We start from the raw sequence: 19,275 nt of genomic DNA on the forward strand, positions 1-19,275 counted from the left end.
CCGCCCCGTCGAATTCGCTTCGCGGGGCGGCTCGTTTATCTCCGCGACGTCGAAAGTTGTTTATGCAGTGAAATAGCCGTTTCTCCCGAATAAGACTCCGATTTGTCGAAAAATCGGAGCTAATTCGGGAGAAACGGCTATTTCGGTGGCGTGGGAGGCTAGTCCTTCTTCTTCTTGCCTGACTTCTTAGCGGCCTTCTTAGCCTTCTTCGCGGCGGCGACCTTGTCGCGCTCCAACTCGGCGGCGACGTCGGGGACGTAGGAGAAATCATCGCGCGGCGGACGCTCGTACTCTTCGCCGCTCTCGTCTGGGCGGTCCGGGATTTCGGGAACGTCTTGCGGGACGTGCTGGTACGGGATGGTCTTGAGGATGTGGTTGATGACGTTGATGCGCGAGCGCTTCTTGTCCTCGGACTCCACGGTGTACCACGGCGCGGTGGGCGTGTCCGTGTGGACGAACATCTCGTCCTTCGCGCGGGAGTAGTCCTCCCAACGGGTAATGGACTGGAGATCCATAGGGGAGAGCTTCCAGCGGCGCAGCGGATCGTTGCGGCGCGACTTGAAACGGGCGATCTGCTCCTCGTCGGAGACGGAGAACCAGTACTTGAGCAAGATAATGCCGTCCTCGACGAGCATGCGCTCGAGGACCGGCGCCTGGTGGAGGAAGCGCACGTGCTCCTGCGGGGTGCAGAAGCCCATGACGCGCTCGACGCCGCCGCGGTTGTACCAAGAGCGGTCGAAGATGACGATCTCGCCGGCGGTGGGCAGCTTTTCGATGTAGCGCTGGAAGTACCATTGGCCGGACTCGCGCTCGGTGGGCTTGGGCAGCGCCTCGATGCGGCAGGTGCGGGGGTTCAGGTACTGGGTAATGCGCTTAATAGCGGAACCCTTGCCGGCGGCGTCGCGGCCTTCCATGATGATGACCACGCGGGCGCCGGTCTCGACAACCCACTGCTGCATCTCGACCAGCTCGGCCTGGAGACGCTTGAGTTCGGCCTCGTAGGCTTCCTTGTCGAGTTTGGCGGGCTTGGTGCGCTTAGAATCCTTGCTCATACTTAATAGCTTATTAGCGGAGCTTTAGACATGCGAAAACGCCGCTAGCCCCAGAATGGTGGGGACGAACCCAGTGATCTGACCATTCGGGGCACGCGACGCACAGACGCAGTGTTCCGTTATAGGGTAGCGTGCGCCGACGAGGAGGTCTGCGCTGCGTTTTCCACGGCGGCCTCTTCGGCGGCTTCTGCGGCGACGGCGTCGGCTACGGCGCGGGAGGAGGCGATGGCGCCGAGGAGGGCGGCATCAGCAGCCTCGACGCGGGAGTAGTGGCGGCGGGAGATGATGCAGCTGGAGAGGAACGACAGCACTGCGGTGCCGATGAAGAAGTACATCGGCGAGGTGATATCCCCGGTGAGGTTGATGAGGTAGGACGCGATGAACGGGGCGGAGCCGCCGAAGATGGCGACGGGGAAGTTATAGGCCATGGAGATACCCGTGGCGCGGACCTGTGTGGGAATCATGTCCGTCATTACCGCGTACGGGGTCGAGGAGTAGAGGCCGAAGAGCACGCAGCAGGCCATGAACGGCAGGAAAAGCGACTGCGCCGTGGCGCCCGGGGCCGAGGAGAAGAACCACCAGACTGCCGGCGCGGTGAGCGCGGAGGTGAGGATGAGGAACGGGCGGCGTCCCCACACGTCCGTGATGAGCCCGCCCAGTGGCATCAGGCATGCGCCCGTGGCACCGCCGACGGTGATGAACCAGAAGCGCTCCGTGGCGGTAAAGCCCAGCGTGTTGGTGAGGTACGTCGAGGAGAACGTGAGGACCATGTAGAACATGGAGGCCAGCAGGGAGATGGAGCCAGCCACGAGCAGCAGGTTGCCCTTCCACTTCCACAGGGCGCGCAAAGGGCGCTTTTCCTGGTGGCCGGACTCGGCGATGGCCTCGAACTGGGCGGAATCCTCGAGACGCGAGCGGATGTAGGCCGCGATGAGGCCGAGTGGGCCCGCGACGAGGAACGGAATGCGCCAGCCGTAGGCCTGCATCGCCTCGTCGCCGAGGATGGCCGCGAGGCCGTTTGCGACGATGGATCCGATGAGCAGGCCGGAGACCGCAATCGTCATGAGCAGCGAGGTGGCCAGGCCACGGCGCTTGGCGCCGCCGTACTCCGCAACATAGGAGGTCACGGTGCCGATCTCGCCGCCGGCGGACAGGCCCTGGACGCAGCGGGCGAGGATGAGCAGGGCCGGTGCCGCGAAACCGATGGCGGCGTAGGTGGGCATAAGCCCAATACAGAAGGTGGAGCCGGACATGAGCATCATGACCAGCGCCATGGTGTTCTTGCGGCCGATGCGGTCGCCGAGCGGGCCAAAGACGAATCCGCCGAGCGGACGCATGAAGAACGACAATGCGAAGGTCGCGAAAGAAGACAGCAGTGCGATGGCAGGCGTGGCGGCGGAGAAGAAGGCTTGGCCGACGTAGATGGCGACAAAGCCGTAGACGCCGTAGTCGTACCACTCGATGAGGTGGCCAGCGATGGCACCTAAAAACGCTTTGCGCTTCTGGCGCGGGGTGCGAGTGGGTGCCATGACGTCAGCGGCCTTGTCGAGGCTCGCGGAAGGGGAGGTGGGCATGAGTGTCTCCAAGAAGATCAGGCGTGCGGGGCACGCAGAGGGAAACGGGGCGTGTCGCGGCGGGGCGTCGCGATGCCTACTACTATCACCCGTGATATACGTCATATTCAATGTGGTTCTGTCTAATAGTTCACGTGCGCGTTTGAAGTTTCCTACAATCGAGACGCATGAGTCCGGATAACTCCATTCCCTACGCGACGCTGGCGACCGTCGTGGCGCAGCTGCGCCGCGAGCACGAGGACCTCACGGTGCACGCCGTGGGCGATATCCACGAGGAGCTGCCGGACTACGCGGACGTTCCGCGCTGCGAGCTCGTGGCCTCCGTGGGCGGGATTATCGATGTGGTCCTCGACGTCGTTGCGAGCGGTTCTGCAGCGCAGCTTCCGGCCGTGCCCAGCGTCGCGCTGCGCCGCCTAGGTCAGGGCGTGCAGGTCGATTCGTTGTTGCGCGCTTACCGTCTGGCGCTCACCTCGACGCAGCAGCGGTTTAGCGACATCGCGCGGACGCGTGGGCTTCCGGTCGAGGACTGTCTTACCGCCATGGACGCGATGTGGGAGGTGGGCGAGTGGTTCATGCAGCAGGCTGTGCGCGAATATCGTGCGGCGAGCGTGGGTGAGTCCGTGCGCCGCCGCGTGGCTAAGGCGGAGTTGCTGCGCCTTATCGCCGCGCCGCAGCATTCGGGCTTGGAGATTGCAGCCCGCGCGCGGCGGCTCGGCCTGCCGGATATCGCGTACCGCGTAGCCCTCGGCATGGCCGCGGACCCGGACGAGTGGGTCGCCTACGTGGAGAAGTGGGGCTCGACGCCCGCCGCGATGGCGGTCGCGGCCGAGGTCGGCGATGTTATCGCCGCGCTTATTCCCGCCACGGCCCAGCTTGCCGATGCCCCCGTTCTCGTCGCCGCAGGCCCCTCCACCTCGCTGGCCGAAGCCGGGGAGTCCTGGGCTGGGGCGAGGCGCGTGCTCTCTGCGCTGCCGCCGGGCCGGACGGGGTGGTGGGACGCCGCCGCGTTGTCGTGGCGGCTCGCCGTGCCGGAGGCCCCTGCGGTCACGGCCATCGTGCGGGCGCGCTACGAGACTGTCTTCGCCGAAGCCTCCGAGACCGGCGCGATGCTGCTCGAGTCAGTGTGGGCGTATATGGACGCGGGCCTGAGCTTCAAGCAGGCCGCCGCGGGGCTGTATGTGCACGAGAACACGCTGCGCCACCGTGTCGCGAAGTTCGAAGAGGCCACGGGTCGCAGCCTAACCGAGCCGGATACGCGCATGGAGCTACTCTGGCTGCGCTATGCGCGGGAGCTCGGCGGGGGTTCGTCCGGTGATTAGTGCGCGTCGCAGGAGCAGTCGCCGCCGCAGGCGCAGCCGTCCGAGTTGCCGCTGTGGCTGTGGCCAAGGAGGCCTTCGCCCACGATGGAGGGCATCACCGAGTGGTCGTAGATGGTCTGGTTCGCGATATGGCCCAGGCCTTCGATCTCGATGCGCACGGTCTGGCCGTCCTGGATGAAGGCCTGCGGCTCGCGGGCGAAGCCGACGCCCTCGGGCGTGCCGGTAGCGATGACGTCGCCGGGGTGGAGAGGATAGAGCTGCGAGCAGAACTCGATGAGCCCAGCGACGGAGAAAATGAGATCGTCCGTGTTGTCGTCCTGGCGGACCTCGCCGTCGACGGTCGTGGTCAGGCGCGCGCCGCCGCCCGGCGCCCACTCGTCGGAGGTCGTGAGCCACGGCCCGAAGCCGGCGGTGCGGTAGAAGGACTTGCCGGCGTGGAATTGCGTGGTCGCGCGCTGGAAATCGCGCAGCGTGTAGTCGTTGATGATGGAGTAGCCCGCTACGTAGTCGAGCGCCTCGGCGGCGGTGACGTGGTGGGCGCGGCGGCCGATGACGACGGCGAGCTCGCCCTCGTAGTCGAGCTTGGACTGCCCGAACGGCGGGATGTGCACGTCGTCGTAGGGGCCGGTGAGCGCGTCTGGGAACTTGATAAACAGCGTGGGGACGTCGGGGAACTCGCGACCCATCTCCCGGATATGCTTGGCATAGTTGAGGCCGACGCAGATGATCTTGCCCGGGTGCGGAATAACGGGTGCCAGGTCCTCGGGCGCGAAGGCGACGGGCTCGCCGGACAGCGCGGCCGCCTTGCGCCAGTCCTCGGTGCGCAGGAGCGCGCCCACGTCCTCGTGGTCGAGCTCAATACCGACGTTGTCGCCCTCGACGCGGATGGTCGTCGTGCCGTAAGGGGTGCGCAGCGTAGCAAGTCTCATGGTGGGACAGTGTACTCGTGCCTACGCGGCGCGGAGGAGGGCATCGGCAGCATCAGCGCACACGATGGGGATGTCCTGGGCCTCGCGCTTGGACCACGGCTTGAGCACGAAGCTGGCGGGATCCATGCGGCCCGGTGGGCGGCCGATGCCGATGGACAGGCGCTGGTAATCCTTGGTGCCCAGGGACTTAGTGATGGAGCGCAGGCCGTTGTGGCCGTGGTCCCCGCCGCCCGTACGCAGTCTCACTTGGCCGAAGTCGAGCTCGAGTTCGTCGTGGATGACCACGATGTCCGCGGGGGCCACGCCGAAGTACTGCGCGAGGGCCTTGACTGGCCCGCCGGAGAGGTTCATGAACGAGCGCGGGCGGGCGAGGATCGTCTTGCGCGAGGTGAGCCGCCCGGCGCCGAGCTCCGCGACGAACGTGTTCGTCTTCTTATGGACGCTCAAGCTCGTAGCCATGGGCGTCACGCGGTCGCACAGCTCGTCAATGACGTCGTAGCCGATGTTGTGGCGCGTGCCCGCGTACCGGGCGCCCGGGTTGCCCAGTCCAACAATGAGAAGAGGAGAATCAGTCACGCGTTCCATTCTCGCACGCCCGCGTGGGCGCGGGCGAAGCCACCTGAAAAACGGCGAAACGCCGCGCACCCCATGCGGGGAACGCGGCGAATGAGGCGAGAATTACTCGGACTCGGTGGCTGCGGCATCCTCAGCGGATTCAGCGCCAGCCTCGGCGCCGCCCTCTTCAGCTGCCTCAGCAGCGGCCTCGAGCTCTTCGTCCACCTGCGGGACGGAGACGGAAGCGATGACGGTCTCGGCGTCGGCGACCAGGGTGGTGTTCTCCGGCAGGGTGATGTCGGCGGCGGTGATGACGGAGCCGTCCTCCAGGCCCTCGATGGAGACGACGATTTCTTCCGGAATGTTAAGAACGTCAGCCTCAACCAGGATGACGTCTGCATCCTGGTAGTACTCGGTGCCCGGTGCCGGCTCGCCCTCGACGACGACCGGGACCTCGACCTCAACCTTCTCGCCGCGCTTGATGGCGAGGAGGTCGATGTGGTCGATGTCGAGGGTCAGCACGTTCTGGTCGACGTGCTTGACCATGCTCAGGTGCTGCTCGCCGTCGAGCTCGAGCTCGAGAACAGCGTTGACGCCGTGGTTACGAACCAGAGCGGTGATCTCCAGGCGGTCAACAGAGAAGTGGACCGGGTCGGTGCTGTGGCCGTAGACAACGCCCGGGACCTGGCCGGCGACGCGCAGGCGGCGAGCCGGGCCCTTGCCGAATTCGTTGCGGGCTGTAGCCTTGATGACCGGAGTCTCGTTAGACATAAAATTCTCCTTGCAGTTAATCAGTGTGTGGCGAGGCTCAATGATACGGCGCAAGAACGACGAAAGCCTGCCGATGGACGTCTGGGGAGGAGTCATCGCAGGCTTATATGCTTAGAAGTTCACAATCGCGTCGATAACGGCTTACGGTCATGTGACCGCTCGCCCTCGCCGAGACGGATATATCCTAGCAACGCATCGGCCCGGACACCAAATACTCAGCGCTCGTCCGTCTCGTCCTCTGCCTCCTCCGCAGTGGCCTCCGCAGTGGCCGCGGCAGGGTGCTCAAGTTCAATGAACTCGCGGACCTCGCTGTCGTTCACGACGCCCCAGCCTTCATCGTCGACGAGCACGGACTCTTCCTGGCCGTCTTCCGGCTCCGGCTCCTTAGGCGGGCGCGGTTCCTCGCCCTGGGCGACATGGACGGCGCCATACGCCTCGGCGTCGCGCCCGCGAGCGGTGTGTGAGTACTGCGGTGATAAAGATTGCACAACAAAAATCCCCGCTGGGCCGTGAGGACCGACGGGGAAGGGGCGAGATGCGCGCTTAGTGCGTCTCGAACAGCGTGGTGACGGAGCCGTTCTCGAAGATCTCGTTGATGGTGCGTGCCAGTAGCGGGGCGATGGACAGCACCGTGAGGTTGGACCAGCCCTCGGTGGACTGCGGGAGGGTATCGGTCGTGATGACCTCTTCTGCGCCGCACTCGGACAGACGCTCGCGCGCCGGGTCGGAGAAGACGCCGTGCGTACACGCGATGACGACGGATTTGGCGCCCGCTTCCTTGAGGACGCGGACGGCGCCGGCGATGGTGCCGCCGGTATCGATCATGTCGTCGAGGAGGATGCAGTCCTTGCCCTCGACCTCGCCGACGACGCGGTTGGACACGGTCTGGTTGGCGACCTCGGTGGAGCGGGTCTTGTGGACGAAGGCGAGCGGAGCGTCGCCCAGGTCGTGGGCCCACTTCTCGGCAACCTTGACGCGGCCGGCATCCGGGGAGACGACCACGAGGTTATCCGTGGGGTACTTCGACTTGATGTAGTGGACGAGGATGGGCTGCGCATGCATGTGGTCGACCGGGCCGTCGAAGAAGCCCTGGATCTGGTCCGTGTGTAGATCGACGGAGACGATGCGGTCTGCGCCGGCGGCCTGGAGCAGGTCAGCGACGAGGCGGGCGGAAATCGGCTCGCGGCCGCGGTGCTTCTTATCCTGGCGGGCGTAGGGGTAGAACGGCAGGATCGCGGTGATGCGCTTGGCGGAGCCGCGCTTCAGAGCGTCGATCATAATGAGCTGTTCCATGAGCCACTTGTTGAGCGGCTGCGTGTGGGACTGCATGACGAAGCAGTCTGCGCCGCGGACGGATTCCTCAAAGCGGATGAAAATCTCGCCGTTGGCGAAGTCGCGGGCGGTGGTGGGAACCAAGTCGGTCTTGAGCTCGCGAGCGACTGCCTCTGCCAGTTCCGGGTGTGCGCGCCCGGAGAAGAGCTTCATGTTTTTGCTGCTACCAGTTACCTTGCCGGTCATGGCTGGGTGTTGCCTTCCTTGTCAGTTGTGGCGGGGAGTTTCTGCGATTACTTCTCGTCGTCCGTCGGCTCTGCGTCGCGTGCCGCCGCGGCGGCGTCTGCTGCCGCGGTGCCCGGGCGCTTGCGCTCTACCCAACCTTCGATGTTGCGCTGCTTGCCGCCAGAGACGACGAGGGCTCCCGCAGGAACGTCGTCCTTGATTACTGTACCCGCTCCGGAGTAGGCGCCGTCACCGACCGTCACCGGAGCGATGAACATGGTGTCCGAGCCGGTGCGCACGTGGCTGCCGATGGTGGTGTGGTGCTTGTTCACGCCGTCGTAGTTGACGAAGACAGAGGACGCGCCGATATTGGAGTATTCGCCCACGGTGGCATCCCCAATATAGGTCAGGTGCGGGACCTTGGTGCCGCGGCCGATCTGGGCATTCTTGGCCTCGACGAAGCCGCCGAGCTTGCCTTCTTCACCCACGACGGTGCCCGGACGAATGTAGGTGTACGGGCCGATGTTGGCGCCGCGGCCGATGACAGAGTCGAAGCCGTGGACGCGGATGACGTGGGCGTTCGCGCCGACCTGCATATTGGTAAGCGTCGTGTCCGGGCCGACCTCGGCCCCGTCCGCGATGGAAGTCGCACCCCACAGCTGGGTGTTGGGGTGGATGATGACGTCGGAGCCGATGGTGACGTTGACGCCAATCCACGTGGTAGCCGGGTCGACTATGGTGGCGCCACCGCGCATCGCGGCCTCGACGACACGCTCGTTCAACGCGCGGCCCGCGGAGGCGAGCTGGACGCGGTCGTTGACGCCGGCGAGCTCGGCCGGGTCCGGTGCGACGACGGCGCCCACGCGGTGGCCGGCGGCGCGCGCGATGGAGAGCACGTCCGTGATGTAAAGCTCGCCCTGTGCATTGTCAGAGTTGAGCTGACTCAACGCGTCGCGCAAGATGGCGCCGTCGAAAGCGAAGACGCCGGAGTTGACCTCGGTAATAGCGAGCTGCTCCGGGGCGGCGTCCTTCTGCTCCACGATGGCTTGGACCGCGCGATCCGCGCCGCGAACGATGCGGCCGTAACCCGTCGGGTCGTCCAACGACATGGACAGCACCGTCACGGCGTTGGATTCGGCGACGTGCGCCTCGAAGAGGGACTGGATGGTCTCCGGGCGCAGCAGCGGGACGTCGCCGTTAGTGACGATGACGGTGCCGTTAAAGTCCGGCAGTGGGGCCAGGCCCGCGGCAACGGCGTCGCCCGTGCCGTTCTGCTCTTCCTGGACGGCGACGAGGACCTCGCGGTCCAGCTCCGCAGCGATGGCCTCGACGGCCGGGGCGACCTGCTCGCGCTGGTGGCCCACGACGGCGACGAGGTGTGCCGGTTTCAGGCCAGCGGCCGCGTGGAGTGAGTGGCCCAGGAGGCTGCGCCCGCCGATCTCGTGGAGGGTCTTCTGCTTCGCGGATTTCATGCGGGTGCCCGCGCCGGCGGCGAGGACGAGGATGGCGAGATCGGTGGTGTCGGCCAAGGGACTAGCTCCTCAAAAATAATGTCGAGTCAAAAAGTATCTAGGCACACATTCTAAACGTTCCCACGCGAGACGTTGTCGAGACCACGGGCGCGCCAGGCGCCCAGCAGTCCGATGGCGGCCAAAAAGAGCAGCGCCGGGGCCGGTCCCGCGAGCGCGATGACGGCCGAAATTCCACCTATGATGAGCAGGACGACGCCCATCATCGTGTTCGCCGCGCCCACGTACTGCGTGCGCTTATCGCCGCCAGCCATGTCTACGACGTACGTCTTACGCGCCACGCGGATGGCCGTGTGTGCGAGGTTGACTAAGAAGAATCCCAGCGGCATGATCCAGGCGTTGAGGCCCGCCGGAGCCCACCACGCGCAGGCCACCAGTGCGAGCACTACTGCCGATGCCCCCGCCGCCCCCGCGGCCATCACCCGCCGCGAAGACCGGTCCGACCATACGCCGGACAGGCGCCCGCCTAGCAGGTTGGACAGGCCTGAGGCGAGCACGAAGCCAGCGAGCCCGGAGAGCATCGCTTGGCCCGCGTCGCGCGAAAGCACAACGATAAACGACGTGGACAGTGCGGAGACGAGCAGCAGCGCACGGACATTGACGAAGCGCCGGAACTTCTCTTCGCCGCGGTAGAGCTCCCACGTATCCTTCCACCAGGACTTATTGAGGCCCTGGGCCTCCACTTCCTCGTCCGGGATCGGTTCTTCGACGCCGCGGAAAATGCCGCCTGCGATGAGCCACGTCGCCGCGCCCACCGCGAGCAACAGCGCAAGACCCCACCGCGGCACGTCGCCGAGCACCGCGAGCACGACGCCCGTGATGAGCGTCGCCGCGCCGCCGAGCCGGGCCGCGCGGCCGGTGACCTCGCCTCGCGCGCCCTTCGGAATCGTGCGGCCCTGCACGTCCTTGCCCGTGATAGAACACAGTGCGCGGAAGATCGCGAGCCCTGCGAGCGCAAGGACGACGAGGACGCCGAGGAGGGCGGCATCGGCAAGCCACGCGGCGAGCGCGATGACCGCGGCGCAGGCGGCCTGGCCGAGCGAGCCTAAGACCCACAGGCGCGTGCGGCCGGCATGCGTGGTGACCCAGGGCGTGAGCGCGGCCTGCGGGAGCATGGAACCGGACTCGCGCAGCGGCACAAGCAGACCCGTAAAAAAGCCCGGCACGCCCGCCGCATGGAAGAGCCACGGCAGCACCGTCTTGCCGGAGACGAGCTGGTCGCCGACGTTTTGCAGACCATTGGCCCACACGAAGCGGCGTGCGTTGGATTCCTCACTCGTTTTCATATTTTTCAAGGGTAGGCCACACCCCGCTCGAGCGTTTAAAGTAGGACACATGAGTCTCACGCGTCGCCTCTTTGTCCAAGGTTCCGTCTTCCTCGCCGCCGGTGGTGTACTCGCCGCGTGCTCGGACTCGGACGACACCGCAGACAAGAGCCAGACCCCGCCCCGAGGCTATGATTCCGAGCCCCGCCCGCTGCCTATCCCGCCGCTGCTCGAAGGCGAGAAGGACGGCGACACCCGCGTCTTCAAGCTCACAGCGCAGGACGGCCACTCCGAGATTCTGCCCGGCGCGCCGGAGACCCGTACGTGGGGTTTCAACGGCCCGTACCTGGGGCCCACGCTGCGCGCACGCAAGGGGGAGAAGGTCCGCGCGGAGATCACCAATGACCTCATCGAGATGACCACGGTGCACTGGCACGGCATGAAGTTGCCTGCGTATTCGGACGGCGGCCCGCATTCGCCCATCCAGGTCGGAGAGACGTGGAAGCCGACGTGGACCATCGAGCAGCCCGCCGCGACGACGTGGTACCACCCGCACCCGCATATGGCGACGGCAACGCATGCTTACCGTGGCTTGGCCGGTATGTTTATCCTCGACGATGATGTCTCGGACGGCCTCGAGCTGCCGCATGAGTACGGCGTGGACGATATCCCCGTCGTCTTGGTCGATGCGAAGTTCACGGACGGCAACCAGCTCGACCATTCCGTCGACTCGACGCTCGGCCTGCTGGGCACGACGCCGGTGGTCAACGGCATTACGAACGCGAAGTTCGAGGCGACGACGCGCCGGGTGCGCCTGCGCATCCTCAACGCCGCGTCCATGCGTTTCTACACGCTTACCATGCACAACGGCACGCCGCTGCGCGTCATCGCGACGGACGCCGGGCTGCTGCCCGAGCCGCTCACCGTCGACGAGGCCTTCATCGGCCCCGGCCAACGCCTCGAGGTGCTCGTCGACTTGAAGCCGGGGGAGGAGCACATCCTACAGTCCGTCGCGCGCGCCGATAACTTTGGCGTGCCGGACGACGAGTACTCCTCAGACTTCGGCTTCGGCGATAATTTCGACCTTCTCCGCATTATCGGCCCGGCTGCCGATGCCCCCGATGCCCCCGCGTTGCCCGCCGAGCTCGACCCCGCAGCGCTCGAGGTCCCCAGCGAGGAAGGACTTACGGAGCGCGAGTTTGTGCTCAATACCTTCATGATCAACGGCGAGTCCATGGACATGGCGCGCGTCGATGTCGTCATCGACCACGACGAGCCGGAAATCTGGACCGTGACGAATGAAAATGATGACTGGCCGCACAACTTCCACATTCACGACGCGCGCTTCAAGGTGCTCGACGTGGACGTGGCGCAGGCCTCGACGACGGTGACGGTGCGTCCCAAGCCAGAGGCCGGATGGCGCGACACCGTGAATCTGCCGCCAAAGACGACGGTGCGCCTGCTCGTCGAGTTCGGCCACTACCCGGATCCCACGATTCCGTACATGTACCACTGTCACATGCTCCTCCACGAGGACCAAGGCATGATGGGCCAGTTCGTCATCGTGGACAAAGGCGAGAAGCCGGACGTGCGTGTCCAGGCCGCCGCGCTCTACTTCGAGCAGAAGGCGCACTCCAACCACGGCGGCCAGGTCATCGACGCCTCGCGCAGCCCGTATGCGACCCCGACGCAAGGGGCCTAACTCCCGGCGTCGGCCGCCTGTTGAACGACAGGATTGTGATTACACCGTGCCCCGTAACCCCGGCGGCCACGCAGCATGCCTTTATACCTTATTAAGGCACCGCCGCTTCAGGCATGAACTTCTTATTGTATAGAGGAGAAGAGAAGTGCCAAGCAGTTCACCCCCTAGACCGGGACGGCGCCCCAGGGGACGCCACGAAATAACCCACGTCTTCCTGCCCTCACACGGCGTTCGTACGGCGCGCGACGGATCCCCGCACGGACCTCGCGCGCCGTTCGCATGCACCGGGCATGCAAAGCCCCGCGGCGGGGAGTAAGGTAACGCGCGTTCTTTTGTCCCCGCACGATGTGAGGTGTTTCCCACGTCCCCGTCCACTGGTCCCACCGCCGCGTCGGGCGCGCCGAGCCCACGGCTCATCACGCCCACCTTTGTCTTCGCCTGGCTCGTGAACTTCGCACAGTTCATGGTCTTTTACCTGCTCGTGACCATCATGGCGCTCTACGCCGCCACGCAGTTCGCGGCGAGTGAGACCGCTGCCGGCTTCGCCTCGAGTTCCTTTGTCGTCGGCGCGACCGTCGCTCGACTCTTCTCGGGCTACGTCGTCGACACCGTCGGCCGGAAGACCTCGCTGCTTGTCTCGCTCGCGGTCGTTGCCGTGGCCTGTGTCGCCTACTTCCCGGCGCATTCGCTCGCGTTCCTCATCGTCGTGCGTCTTATTCACGGCCTCGGCTACGCGGTGGCCTCGACCGCTGTTATGGCCGTCGCACAGTCCGTCATCCCGGACCACCGCCGCGCCGAGGGAACCGGCTACTTCGCGCTCGGCACGACGCTCGCCACCGCCGTCGGACCCGCGGCCGGCCTCGCGCTGGCGAACTCGCTGGGCTACAACGCGGTCTTTATCTCCGTGCTCAGCCTAACCGTGGTGGCGCTCGCCCTAGCACTGTTCCTCCGTGCCCCGGCCCAGGAACGCCACGCCGCGCGCTTCTCGCTGGCGACCATCGTCCACCCCAAGGTCGCGCCCGTGGGCTTCTTCATGCTGCTCGTCGGCGTCGCGTACGCCGCGATCATCACCTTCATCAATGCGTACTCCGATGCCGCCGGTCTCGCGACCGGCGCCAGCTTCTTCTTCCTTGCCTACGCCGGCGTGAGCCTTGTCATGCGCTTTGTCCTCGGCCGCATCCAGGACCGCCACGGCGACAACGCGGTGGTCTACCCGGCGCTCGTCGTTTTCGTCGCGGGCCTGGCGCTGCTCGCCGCAGCACACACCAACTGGCAGGTCGTCCTCGCCGGCGCCCTCGTGGGCCTGGGCTACGGCTCGCTCATGCCAGCCGCGCAAGCGATCTCCGTGCGTCTTGTCCCGCTCGCCGAGATGGGCGCGGGTATTTCCACGCTCTTTCTTCTGCTCGACGTGGGCATCGGCTTCGGCCCGCTGGCGCTCGGCTCGCTCATCGCTGCGACGGGGTATACGACGATGTACTGGCTCATGGCTGGCCTCGTCGTCGTGGCCGCCGGAGTCTACATCCTCGTCCATGGCCGCACGGCCGCGGCCCAGTCCCGACACCTCGATTTCGAATAATTCGGGTCGGTTTGCAGTAGCGGTGCCCCCGTCGGGTATCCTCTAAGAACGGTTGTTAACGCAGCCGGATTTCCCCATGGTGTAATCGGCAACACTACGGTTTTTGGTACCGTCATTCTAGGTTCGAGTCCTGGTGGGGAAGCACAATCGCAACCCGGTCCTCTCTGTTCCACGCGAGCAGGGAGGACCGGGTTGCGCGCTAGGTCCACCGTCTTGGCCGCCGCCGGTCGTGGCGTCTTCGGCGCCCTGCGACACGGAATACACCGTCCCGCGGCGCAGCACCCAGACCTCGGACTCGGAGGCGACCGTACCGTCCGCGCACTGTGTGATGAGCTCGGCGGACGGCTCTTAGCCACAGGCGGCCGCGGCTACATGGCGCGGCAGCGTCTCATCAAGAGGCTCATGGCTGGTTGTAGGGAAGGGACGGCATCAACCCAGCACGCGGGGCGGACATGAGACGGGAGGGGAAGGGGGCATCGGAAAGCTGCGCGCGAGCTGGGAGACGATAGGGTAGAAGGCATGGTTCGACAAAGGATGACGGGGCGTGAGCGCCGTGAACAGCTCATTGCAGTGGGGCGCGCAGCGTTTGCGGAGTTGGGTTTCGATGGCACGAGCGTGGAGGAAATCGCCGCCCGCGCGACCGTGTCTAAGCCCGTTGTCTACGAATATTTTGGTGGCAAAGAGGGGCTCTACGCTGTCATTATTGACCGCGAGATGCTGGCGCTGGAAAAGCTCGTCACGGATGCGCTGGGCGAGGGCTCGTGGCGCGAGCGCATTGAGCAGGCCGCGCTCGTGCTGCTCACCTACGTCGAAGAGGAGACCGACGGCTTCCTCATCCTCGCGCGCGACTCCAAGCCGGGTACGGACCGCAGCTACGCCACGCTGCTGTCCACCGCGGTGGGGCAGGTGAGCCACATCCTCGCGACGGCCTTCCATCACCGCGGGCTGGACGAGACGCTGGCGAATCTCTACGCGCAGGCGCTCGTTGGTGCTGTGTCTATGACGGCGCTATGGTGGCTGGACGAACGCGAGCCGTCCAAAGAGGTCGTCGCCGCGCATATCGTGAATCTCTGCTGGAATGGGCTCGCGGGCCTGGAGGCCCAGCCTAAGTTGAAAGGACACGCCTAGATGGCAACCCCCATGCTCGCCGGCCTGCTCAAGGTCGCGGCTACGGATCCCAAGCTCAAGGGCATGCTCACGCACGTGGGCGAGGCCTCGCTGCACCTCACCGGCATTGACCAGGTGCGTCCCTGGGCACTGGGCGCGCTGGCGCACCGCGCGCCGGTCCTCGTCGTCACGGCCACGGGCCGTGAGGCGGAAGATCTTACGGCGGAGCTCACCGCTCTTCTGGGGTCTAAGGTGGCGTATTTCCCGGCCTGGGAGACGCTGCCGCACGAGCGCCTCTCGCCGGGCGCGGACATCGTGGGTCGGCGCGCGCAGGTGCTTGACCACCTCGACTCGCTCGACGTCGTCGTGACGGCCGCGCGCGGCTACGCACAGCCTTTGCTGCAGACCGTGGAGGGCCGCGCGCCTCTGCGGCTCGCGGAGTCTGTGGAGGTCGCGTTCGAGTCCGTCGTGGACGGCCTCGAGTTCCGTGCCTACCGTCACGTGGACATGGTGGCCAAGCGCGGCGAGTATGCCACGCGCGGCGGCATCCTGGACATCTTCCCCACGACGCTCGATTACCCGGTGCGCGTGGAGTTCTGGGGCGACGAAATCACGGATATCCGGCAGTTCTCCGTCGCGGACCAGCGCACGATTGCGGAGATCGAGGTCGGCTCCGTGGACGTCTACCCGGCCCGCGAACTGCCTATCACTGACGCTGTGGCCGCCCGCGCCGCGTCGCTCATGGGCACGCATCCGGGCAACGCCGCGTTGGTGGAGCTTTTGTCCAAGGTCTCGGAGAAGATCCCCGCCGAAGGCATGGAGGCTCTTCTGCCCGTGCTTTCCGATGCCCCCATGGTCACCCTTCCGGAATTCTTCCCCGCCGGCACGCACGTCGTGCTCGTGGGGCCGGAGAAGATCCGCACGCGCATCGCGGACCTCGTGGACACGGACGCGGAGTTCCTCGCCGCCGGCTGGGAGGCCGCCGCCATGGGCGCGGATGGGCCGCTCGCGGCGGAGGGCCTAGACACTTCTGCCTCTAGTTACCGCTCTTTTGAGTCCTTGGACATCACGTGTGCCACAGCGTCGCTGCCGCTGTGGACGTTCTCGCCGCCGGGCATGCTCTTCGCGCCAGAAGACGAGACGCTGCCGCTCGACTTCGAGCCAGGCCCCACCCCGCGCGGCGATATCAAGCAGATCGACGCGATGATGGCGGAGCTACTCGCCCACGTGAACGCGGGCGGGCGCGCGGCGTTCATCGCGCCGGCCAAAGGCGCTATCAAGCGCATGGTGGACCGCTTCGCGGAGAAGGGCATTCCCGCCAAGGTCGCCACGCCCGGCTGGGAGCCCACGCCTGGCGAGGTGACGCTTTACCAGGCGCTGTCGCATGCCGGTCTGGTTTTCCCCAAGATCCGCAAGGCCCGCGACGCCGCGGCGCTGCCCCTGGTCGTCATCACCGAGACGGACCTCACCGGTAACCGCGTGGGCGACATCGCGGGTGCCAAGCGCCGTCCTGCCAAGCGCCGCAACCGTGTTGACCCTTTGGCCTTGAAGGCCGGGGATTTTGTGGTGCATGAAACGCACGGCATCGCCAAGTTCGTCAAGATGGCCGAGAGAACCATCCAAGCTGGCGATGAAACGTCCCGCCGTGAGTACATCGTGCTCGAGTACGCACCGAGCAAGCGCGGCCAGCCGGGTGATCAGCTCTGGGTGCCCATGGACTCGCTCGACATGCTGTCCAAGTACACGGGCGGCGAGGCCCCCAAGCTGTCCAAGATGGGCGGCTCGGACTGGAAGAACACGAAGAAGAAGGCGCGCGCCGCCGTGCGCGAAATCGCCGGCGAGCTCGTCGAGCTCTATGCCAAGCGCCAAGCCGCGCCGGGCCACCAGTTTGCGGCCGACTCGCCGTGGCAGGCGGAGATGGAAGATAACTTCCCGTACGTCGAGACCGAGGACCAGATGCTCGCTATCGACGCCGTTAAGCACGATATGGAATCCCCGGTGCCCATGGACCGCGTCGTCGTCGGCGACGTGGGCTACGGCAAGACTGAGGTCGCCGTGCGCGCTGCGTTCAAGGCCGTCCAGGACGGCATGCAGGTCGCGGTCCTCGTGCCGACGACCCTTTTGGCGCAACAGCATGCCGATACCTTCCGCGAGCGCATGGCCGGATTCCCCATCAACATTCAGGTCCTCTCGCGCTTTACCACCGCGAAGGAGTCCAAGGAGATCCTGCGCGGGTTGACGGACGGCTCCGTCGACATCGTCATCGGCACCCACCGTCTGCTTCAGACAGGCGTGCAGTGGAAGAACCTCGGCCTCATCGTCGTCGACGAGGAGCAGCGCTTCGGCGTCGAGCATAAGGAGCACATCAAGGCTCTCAAATCCTCCGTGGACGTGCTCACCATGTCCGCGACCCCGATTCCGCGCACGCTCGAGATGTCCATGGCCGGCATCCGCGAGATGTCTACCATCCTCACCCCGCCGGAGGACCGTCACCCGGTGCTTACCTACGTTGGCGCCTACGAGGACAAGCAGGTCGCCGCGGCCATCCGCCGCGAGCTCCTGCGCGACGGACAGACCTTCTTCATCCACAACAAGGTCTCCGACATCGAGGCCAAAGCCCGCGAGCTGCGCGAGCTCGTCCCCGAGGCGCGCATCGTCGTCGCCCACGGCCAGATGAACGAGGAGCTCCTTGAGAAGACCGTCCAAGGATTCTGGGACCGCGAGTACGACGTGCTCGTCTGCACGACCATCGTGGAGACCGGCCTCGACATCGCGAATGCGAACACCCTCATCGTCGAGAACGCCCATCACATGGGCCTGTCCCAGCTCCATCAGCTGCGCGGGCGCGTGGGCCGCTCCCGCGAGCGCGGCTACGCTTATTTCCTGTATCCCAAGGGCGCGACGCTCACCGAGACCTCCTACGACCGCCTTGCGACCATCGCCCAGAACAACGACTTAGGCGCCGGCATGGCCGTCGCCATGAAGGACCTCGAGATGCGCGGCGCCGGCAACGTCCTCGGCGCGCAGCAGTCCGGCCACATTGCGGGCGTCGGCTTCGATCTCTACGTCCGCCTTGTCGGCGAGGCCGTCGAGACCTTCAAGGCCATGGCCCGCGGCGAGGTCCCCAAGGCCACCGACGAAGGCCCCAAGGAGATCCGCATCGACTTGCCTGTCGATGCCCATATCCCCGAGGCCTACATCAACGCCGAGCGCCTACGCCTCGAGGTGTACCGCAAGCTCGCGGCCTCGAAGAACAACGCGGATCTCCAGCTCATCGTGGAGGAAATGGAAGACCGTTACGGCCCCGTGCCCGAGGAGGTCTCGCGTCTCCTCGCCGTCGCACGCTTGCGCCATCAGGCCCGCCGCGCCGGTGTCTCGGACATCACGGTCCAAGGCACGCGCATCAAGGTCCACCCGGTTGAGCTCGCGGATTCCAAGCAGGTGCGTCTCAAGCGTCTCTTCCCAGGCTCGAATTACCGGGCGGCCGCGAAGGCCATCCAGCTGTCGTTTCCCAAGGCCGGCCGCAACGTGCGCGACCCGCTCCTGCGCGATGTCGAGCTCGTCCAGTGGGTCGCGGACTTCCTGTCGCAGATGTTCGACATCGATCAGGCGGACGTCACCGGCGGCACGACCCCGCGGAAGATGGGCAACGTTATTTCCGTGAGCGAGTAGCGCTTTCTAGAAGTTGCGCAAGAACGACAGCGAGCTCAGCACAACGAGCATCGCCGGGCCCGCAAGCAGCGGGCCAAGTCCGTCCTCGCTGGCCGCAGCGAAGAGGGAATCCATAACGCCATTCTTTCGGTCCGCCGATTAATAGTGGACTTTCAAGCTCACCGATGCCACCGGCACGCTCGCGCCGAAACGCGCGGACCTGCATGTTTATCCCCTCATTACCCCTGTTCGAATACCCCTGTTCGACAAATGTATTTGTCGAACAGTTGCCGGGGTCCTGCCGTGACTTTATCCTCCGTGGCATGACCGTCTCGATCTTCGATGCTCTTGCTCTCGGCGTCGATTCTCTCAAGGAAGCCGCTGGCCTTACCGTGGCTGAGCTCCGCGACCGTGGCTTGACGCTTGCTGATGCGAAGTTCATCTACCCTTTGGCCGCTGTTTATTGGCGCGCTAAGCCTAAAGGCATTGCTGAGGCCCGCAAGGCCGCCCGCGCTGCCGGCCATTCCCTGCGCGTGCTCGCCCGGATTGAGGTGCTTGCCGCGCGTTGCGAGGATCCCAACGCTGCCCGCGTGACTTTGTGTGGCACGGCGGAGACCAAGCTCGATGAGGTCGGCGCGAGGCTTGCCACGCCGAAGACCCGCGTGGAGTCCGCCCGCCATACCTATGGCAAAGACGGCTGGCACCGTTTGGTGATTAACACCCAGGACCCGTGGCTGATGGATATGCT

At 65.6% G+C, this 19,275-nt stretch carries 14 protein-coding genes and 1 pseudogene; 6 read left to right on the plus strand and 9 right to left on the minus strand.

Features of this window, described 5'->3' with window-relative positions; translation table 11 throughout:
• Positions 1-158: 158 nt before the first annotated feature.
• Together ppk2 and ABJ196_RS06740 are read right to left on the minus strand one after the other, a co-directional pair.
• Positions 159-1,052, minus strand: a complete 894-nt coding sequence (gene ppk2 / locus ABJ196_RS06735) for a polyphosphate kinase 2 (RefSeq protein WP_347305763.1) — start codon at positions 1,050-1,052, stop codon at positions 159-161.
• Positions 1,053-1,171: 119 nt separating this feature from the next.
• Positions 1,172-2,626 carry an MFS transporter gene (locus ABJ196_RS06740; protein WP_347305764.1) on the minus strand — a complete coding sequence of 485 codons (1,455 nt, stop codon included), beginning with the start codon at positions 2,624-2,626 and terminating at the stop codon, positions 1,172-1,174.
• Between the two features lie 167 nt (positions 2,627-2,793).
• On the opposite strand from ABJ196_RS06740, the gene ABJ196_RS06745 reads away from it, so the two are divergent.
• Positions 2,794-3,945, plus strand: a complete 1,152-nt coding sequence (locus ABJ196_RS06745) for a helix-turn-helix domain-containing protein (protein WP_347305765.1) — start codon at positions 2,794-2,796, stop codon at positions 3,943-3,945.
• Here the strand turns inward: ABJ196_RS06745 and ABJ196_RS06750 are convergent.
• The 7 genes from ABJ196_RS06750 to ABJ196_RS06780 all read right to left on the minus strand — a co-directional run bounded on the left by ABJ196_RS06750 (position 3,942) and on the right by ABJ196_RS06780 (position 10,512).
• Complete coding sequence (locus ABJ196_RS06750; RefSeq protein ID WP_347305766.1) at positions 3,942-4,874, minus strand: fumarylacetoacetate hydrolase family protein; 933 nt, start codon at positions 4,872-4,874, stop codon at positions 3,942-3,944. The genes ABJ196_RS06745 and ABJ196_RS06750 overlap by 4 nt on opposite strands.
• 21 nt (positions 4,875-4,895) lie before the next feature.
• The gene (gene pth, locus ABJ196_RS06755; RefSeq protein WP_347305767.1) at positions 4,896-5,459 is read right to left on the minus strand and encodes an aminoacyl-tRNA hydrolase; all 564 of its coding nucleotides are present in this window, start codon (positions 5,457-5,459) and stop codon (positions 4,896-4,898) included.
• 93 nt (positions 5,460-5,552) lie between these two features.
• Entirely contained in the window at positions 5,553-6,200 is a 648-nt protein-coding gene (locus ABJ196_RS06760) for a 50S ribosomal protein L25/general stress protein Ctc (protein WP_347305768.1), read from the minus strand.
• Between the two features lie 215 nt (positions 6,201-6,415).
• Complete coding sequence (locus tag ABJ196_RS06765; RefSeq protein ID WP_066487518.1) at positions 6,416-6,688, minus strand: hypothetical protein; 273 nt, start codon at positions 6,686-6,688, stop codon at positions 6,416-6,418.
• A gap of 55 nt (positions 6,689-6,743) precedes the next feature.
• Positions 6,744-7,718 carry a ribose-phosphate diphosphokinase gene (locus tag ABJ196_RS06770; RefSeq protein WP_257046065.1) on the minus strand — a complete coding sequence of 325 codons (975 nt, stop codon included), beginning with the start codon at positions 7,716-7,718 and terminating at the stop codon, positions 6,744-6,746.
• Positions 7,719-7,765: 47 nt separating this feature from the next.
• Positions 7,766-9,226, minus strand: a complete 1,461-nt coding sequence (glmU, locus tag ABJ196_RS06775) for a bifunctional UDP-N-acetylglucosamine diphosphorylase/glucosamine-1-phosphate N-acetyltransferase GlmU (protein WP_347305769.1) — start codon at positions 9,224-9,226, stop codon at positions 7,766-7,768.
• A gap of 53 nt (positions 9,227-9,279) precedes the next feature.
• Positions 9,280-10,512: an MFS transporter gene (locus ABJ196_RS06780; protein ID WP_347305770.1), complete on the minus strand. Its 1,233-nt coding sequence runs from the start codon at positions 10,510-10,512 to the stop codon at positions 9,280-9,282.
• Between the two features lie 49 nt (positions 10,513-10,561).
• On the opposite strand from ABJ196_RS06780, the gene ABJ196_RS06785 reads away from it, so the two are divergent.
• The 5 genes and pseudogenes from ABJ196_RS06785 to ABJ196_RS06805 form a co-directional block, all read left to right on the plus strand.
• Complete coding sequence (locus tag ABJ196_RS06785) at positions 10,562-12,193, plus strand: multicopper oxidase domain-containing protein (RefSeq protein ID WP_347305771.1); 1,632 nt, start codon at positions 10,562-10,564, stop codon at positions 12,191-12,193.
• Between the two features lie 352 nt (positions 12,194-12,545).
• Entirely contained in the window at positions 12,546-13,769 is a 1,224-nt protein-coding gene (locus tag ABJ196_RS06790; RefSeq protein ID WP_347305772.1) for an MFS transporter, read from the plus strand.
• Positions 13,770-14,288: 519 nt separating this feature from the next.
• Positions 14,289-14,897, plus strand: a complete 609-nt coding sequence (locus tag ABJ196_RS06795; RefSeq protein WP_257070610.1) for a TetR/AcrR family transcriptional regulator — start codon at positions 14,289-14,291, stop codon at positions 14,895-14,897.
• Between the two features lie 12 nt (positions 14,898-14,909).
• Complete coding sequence (gene mfd, locus ABJ196_RS06800; RefSeq protein ID WP_347305776.1) at positions 14,910-18,548, plus strand: transcription-repair coupling factor; 3,639 nt, start codon at positions 14,910-14,912, stop codon at positions 18,546-18,548.
• A 302-nt stretch (positions 18,549-18,850) separates the two neighbouring features.
• Positions 18,851-19,275 (plus strand): annotated as a pseudogene (locus tag ABJ196_RS06805) (hypothetical protein); the annotation flags it as partial.

Origin of the sequence: Corynebacterium sp. SA-MJD20WY100, from assembly GCF_039822565.1 — a bacterium.
GTDB lineage: Bacteria > Actinomycetota > Actinomycetes > Mycobacteriales > Mycobacteriaceae > Corynebacterium > Corynebacterium phoceense_A.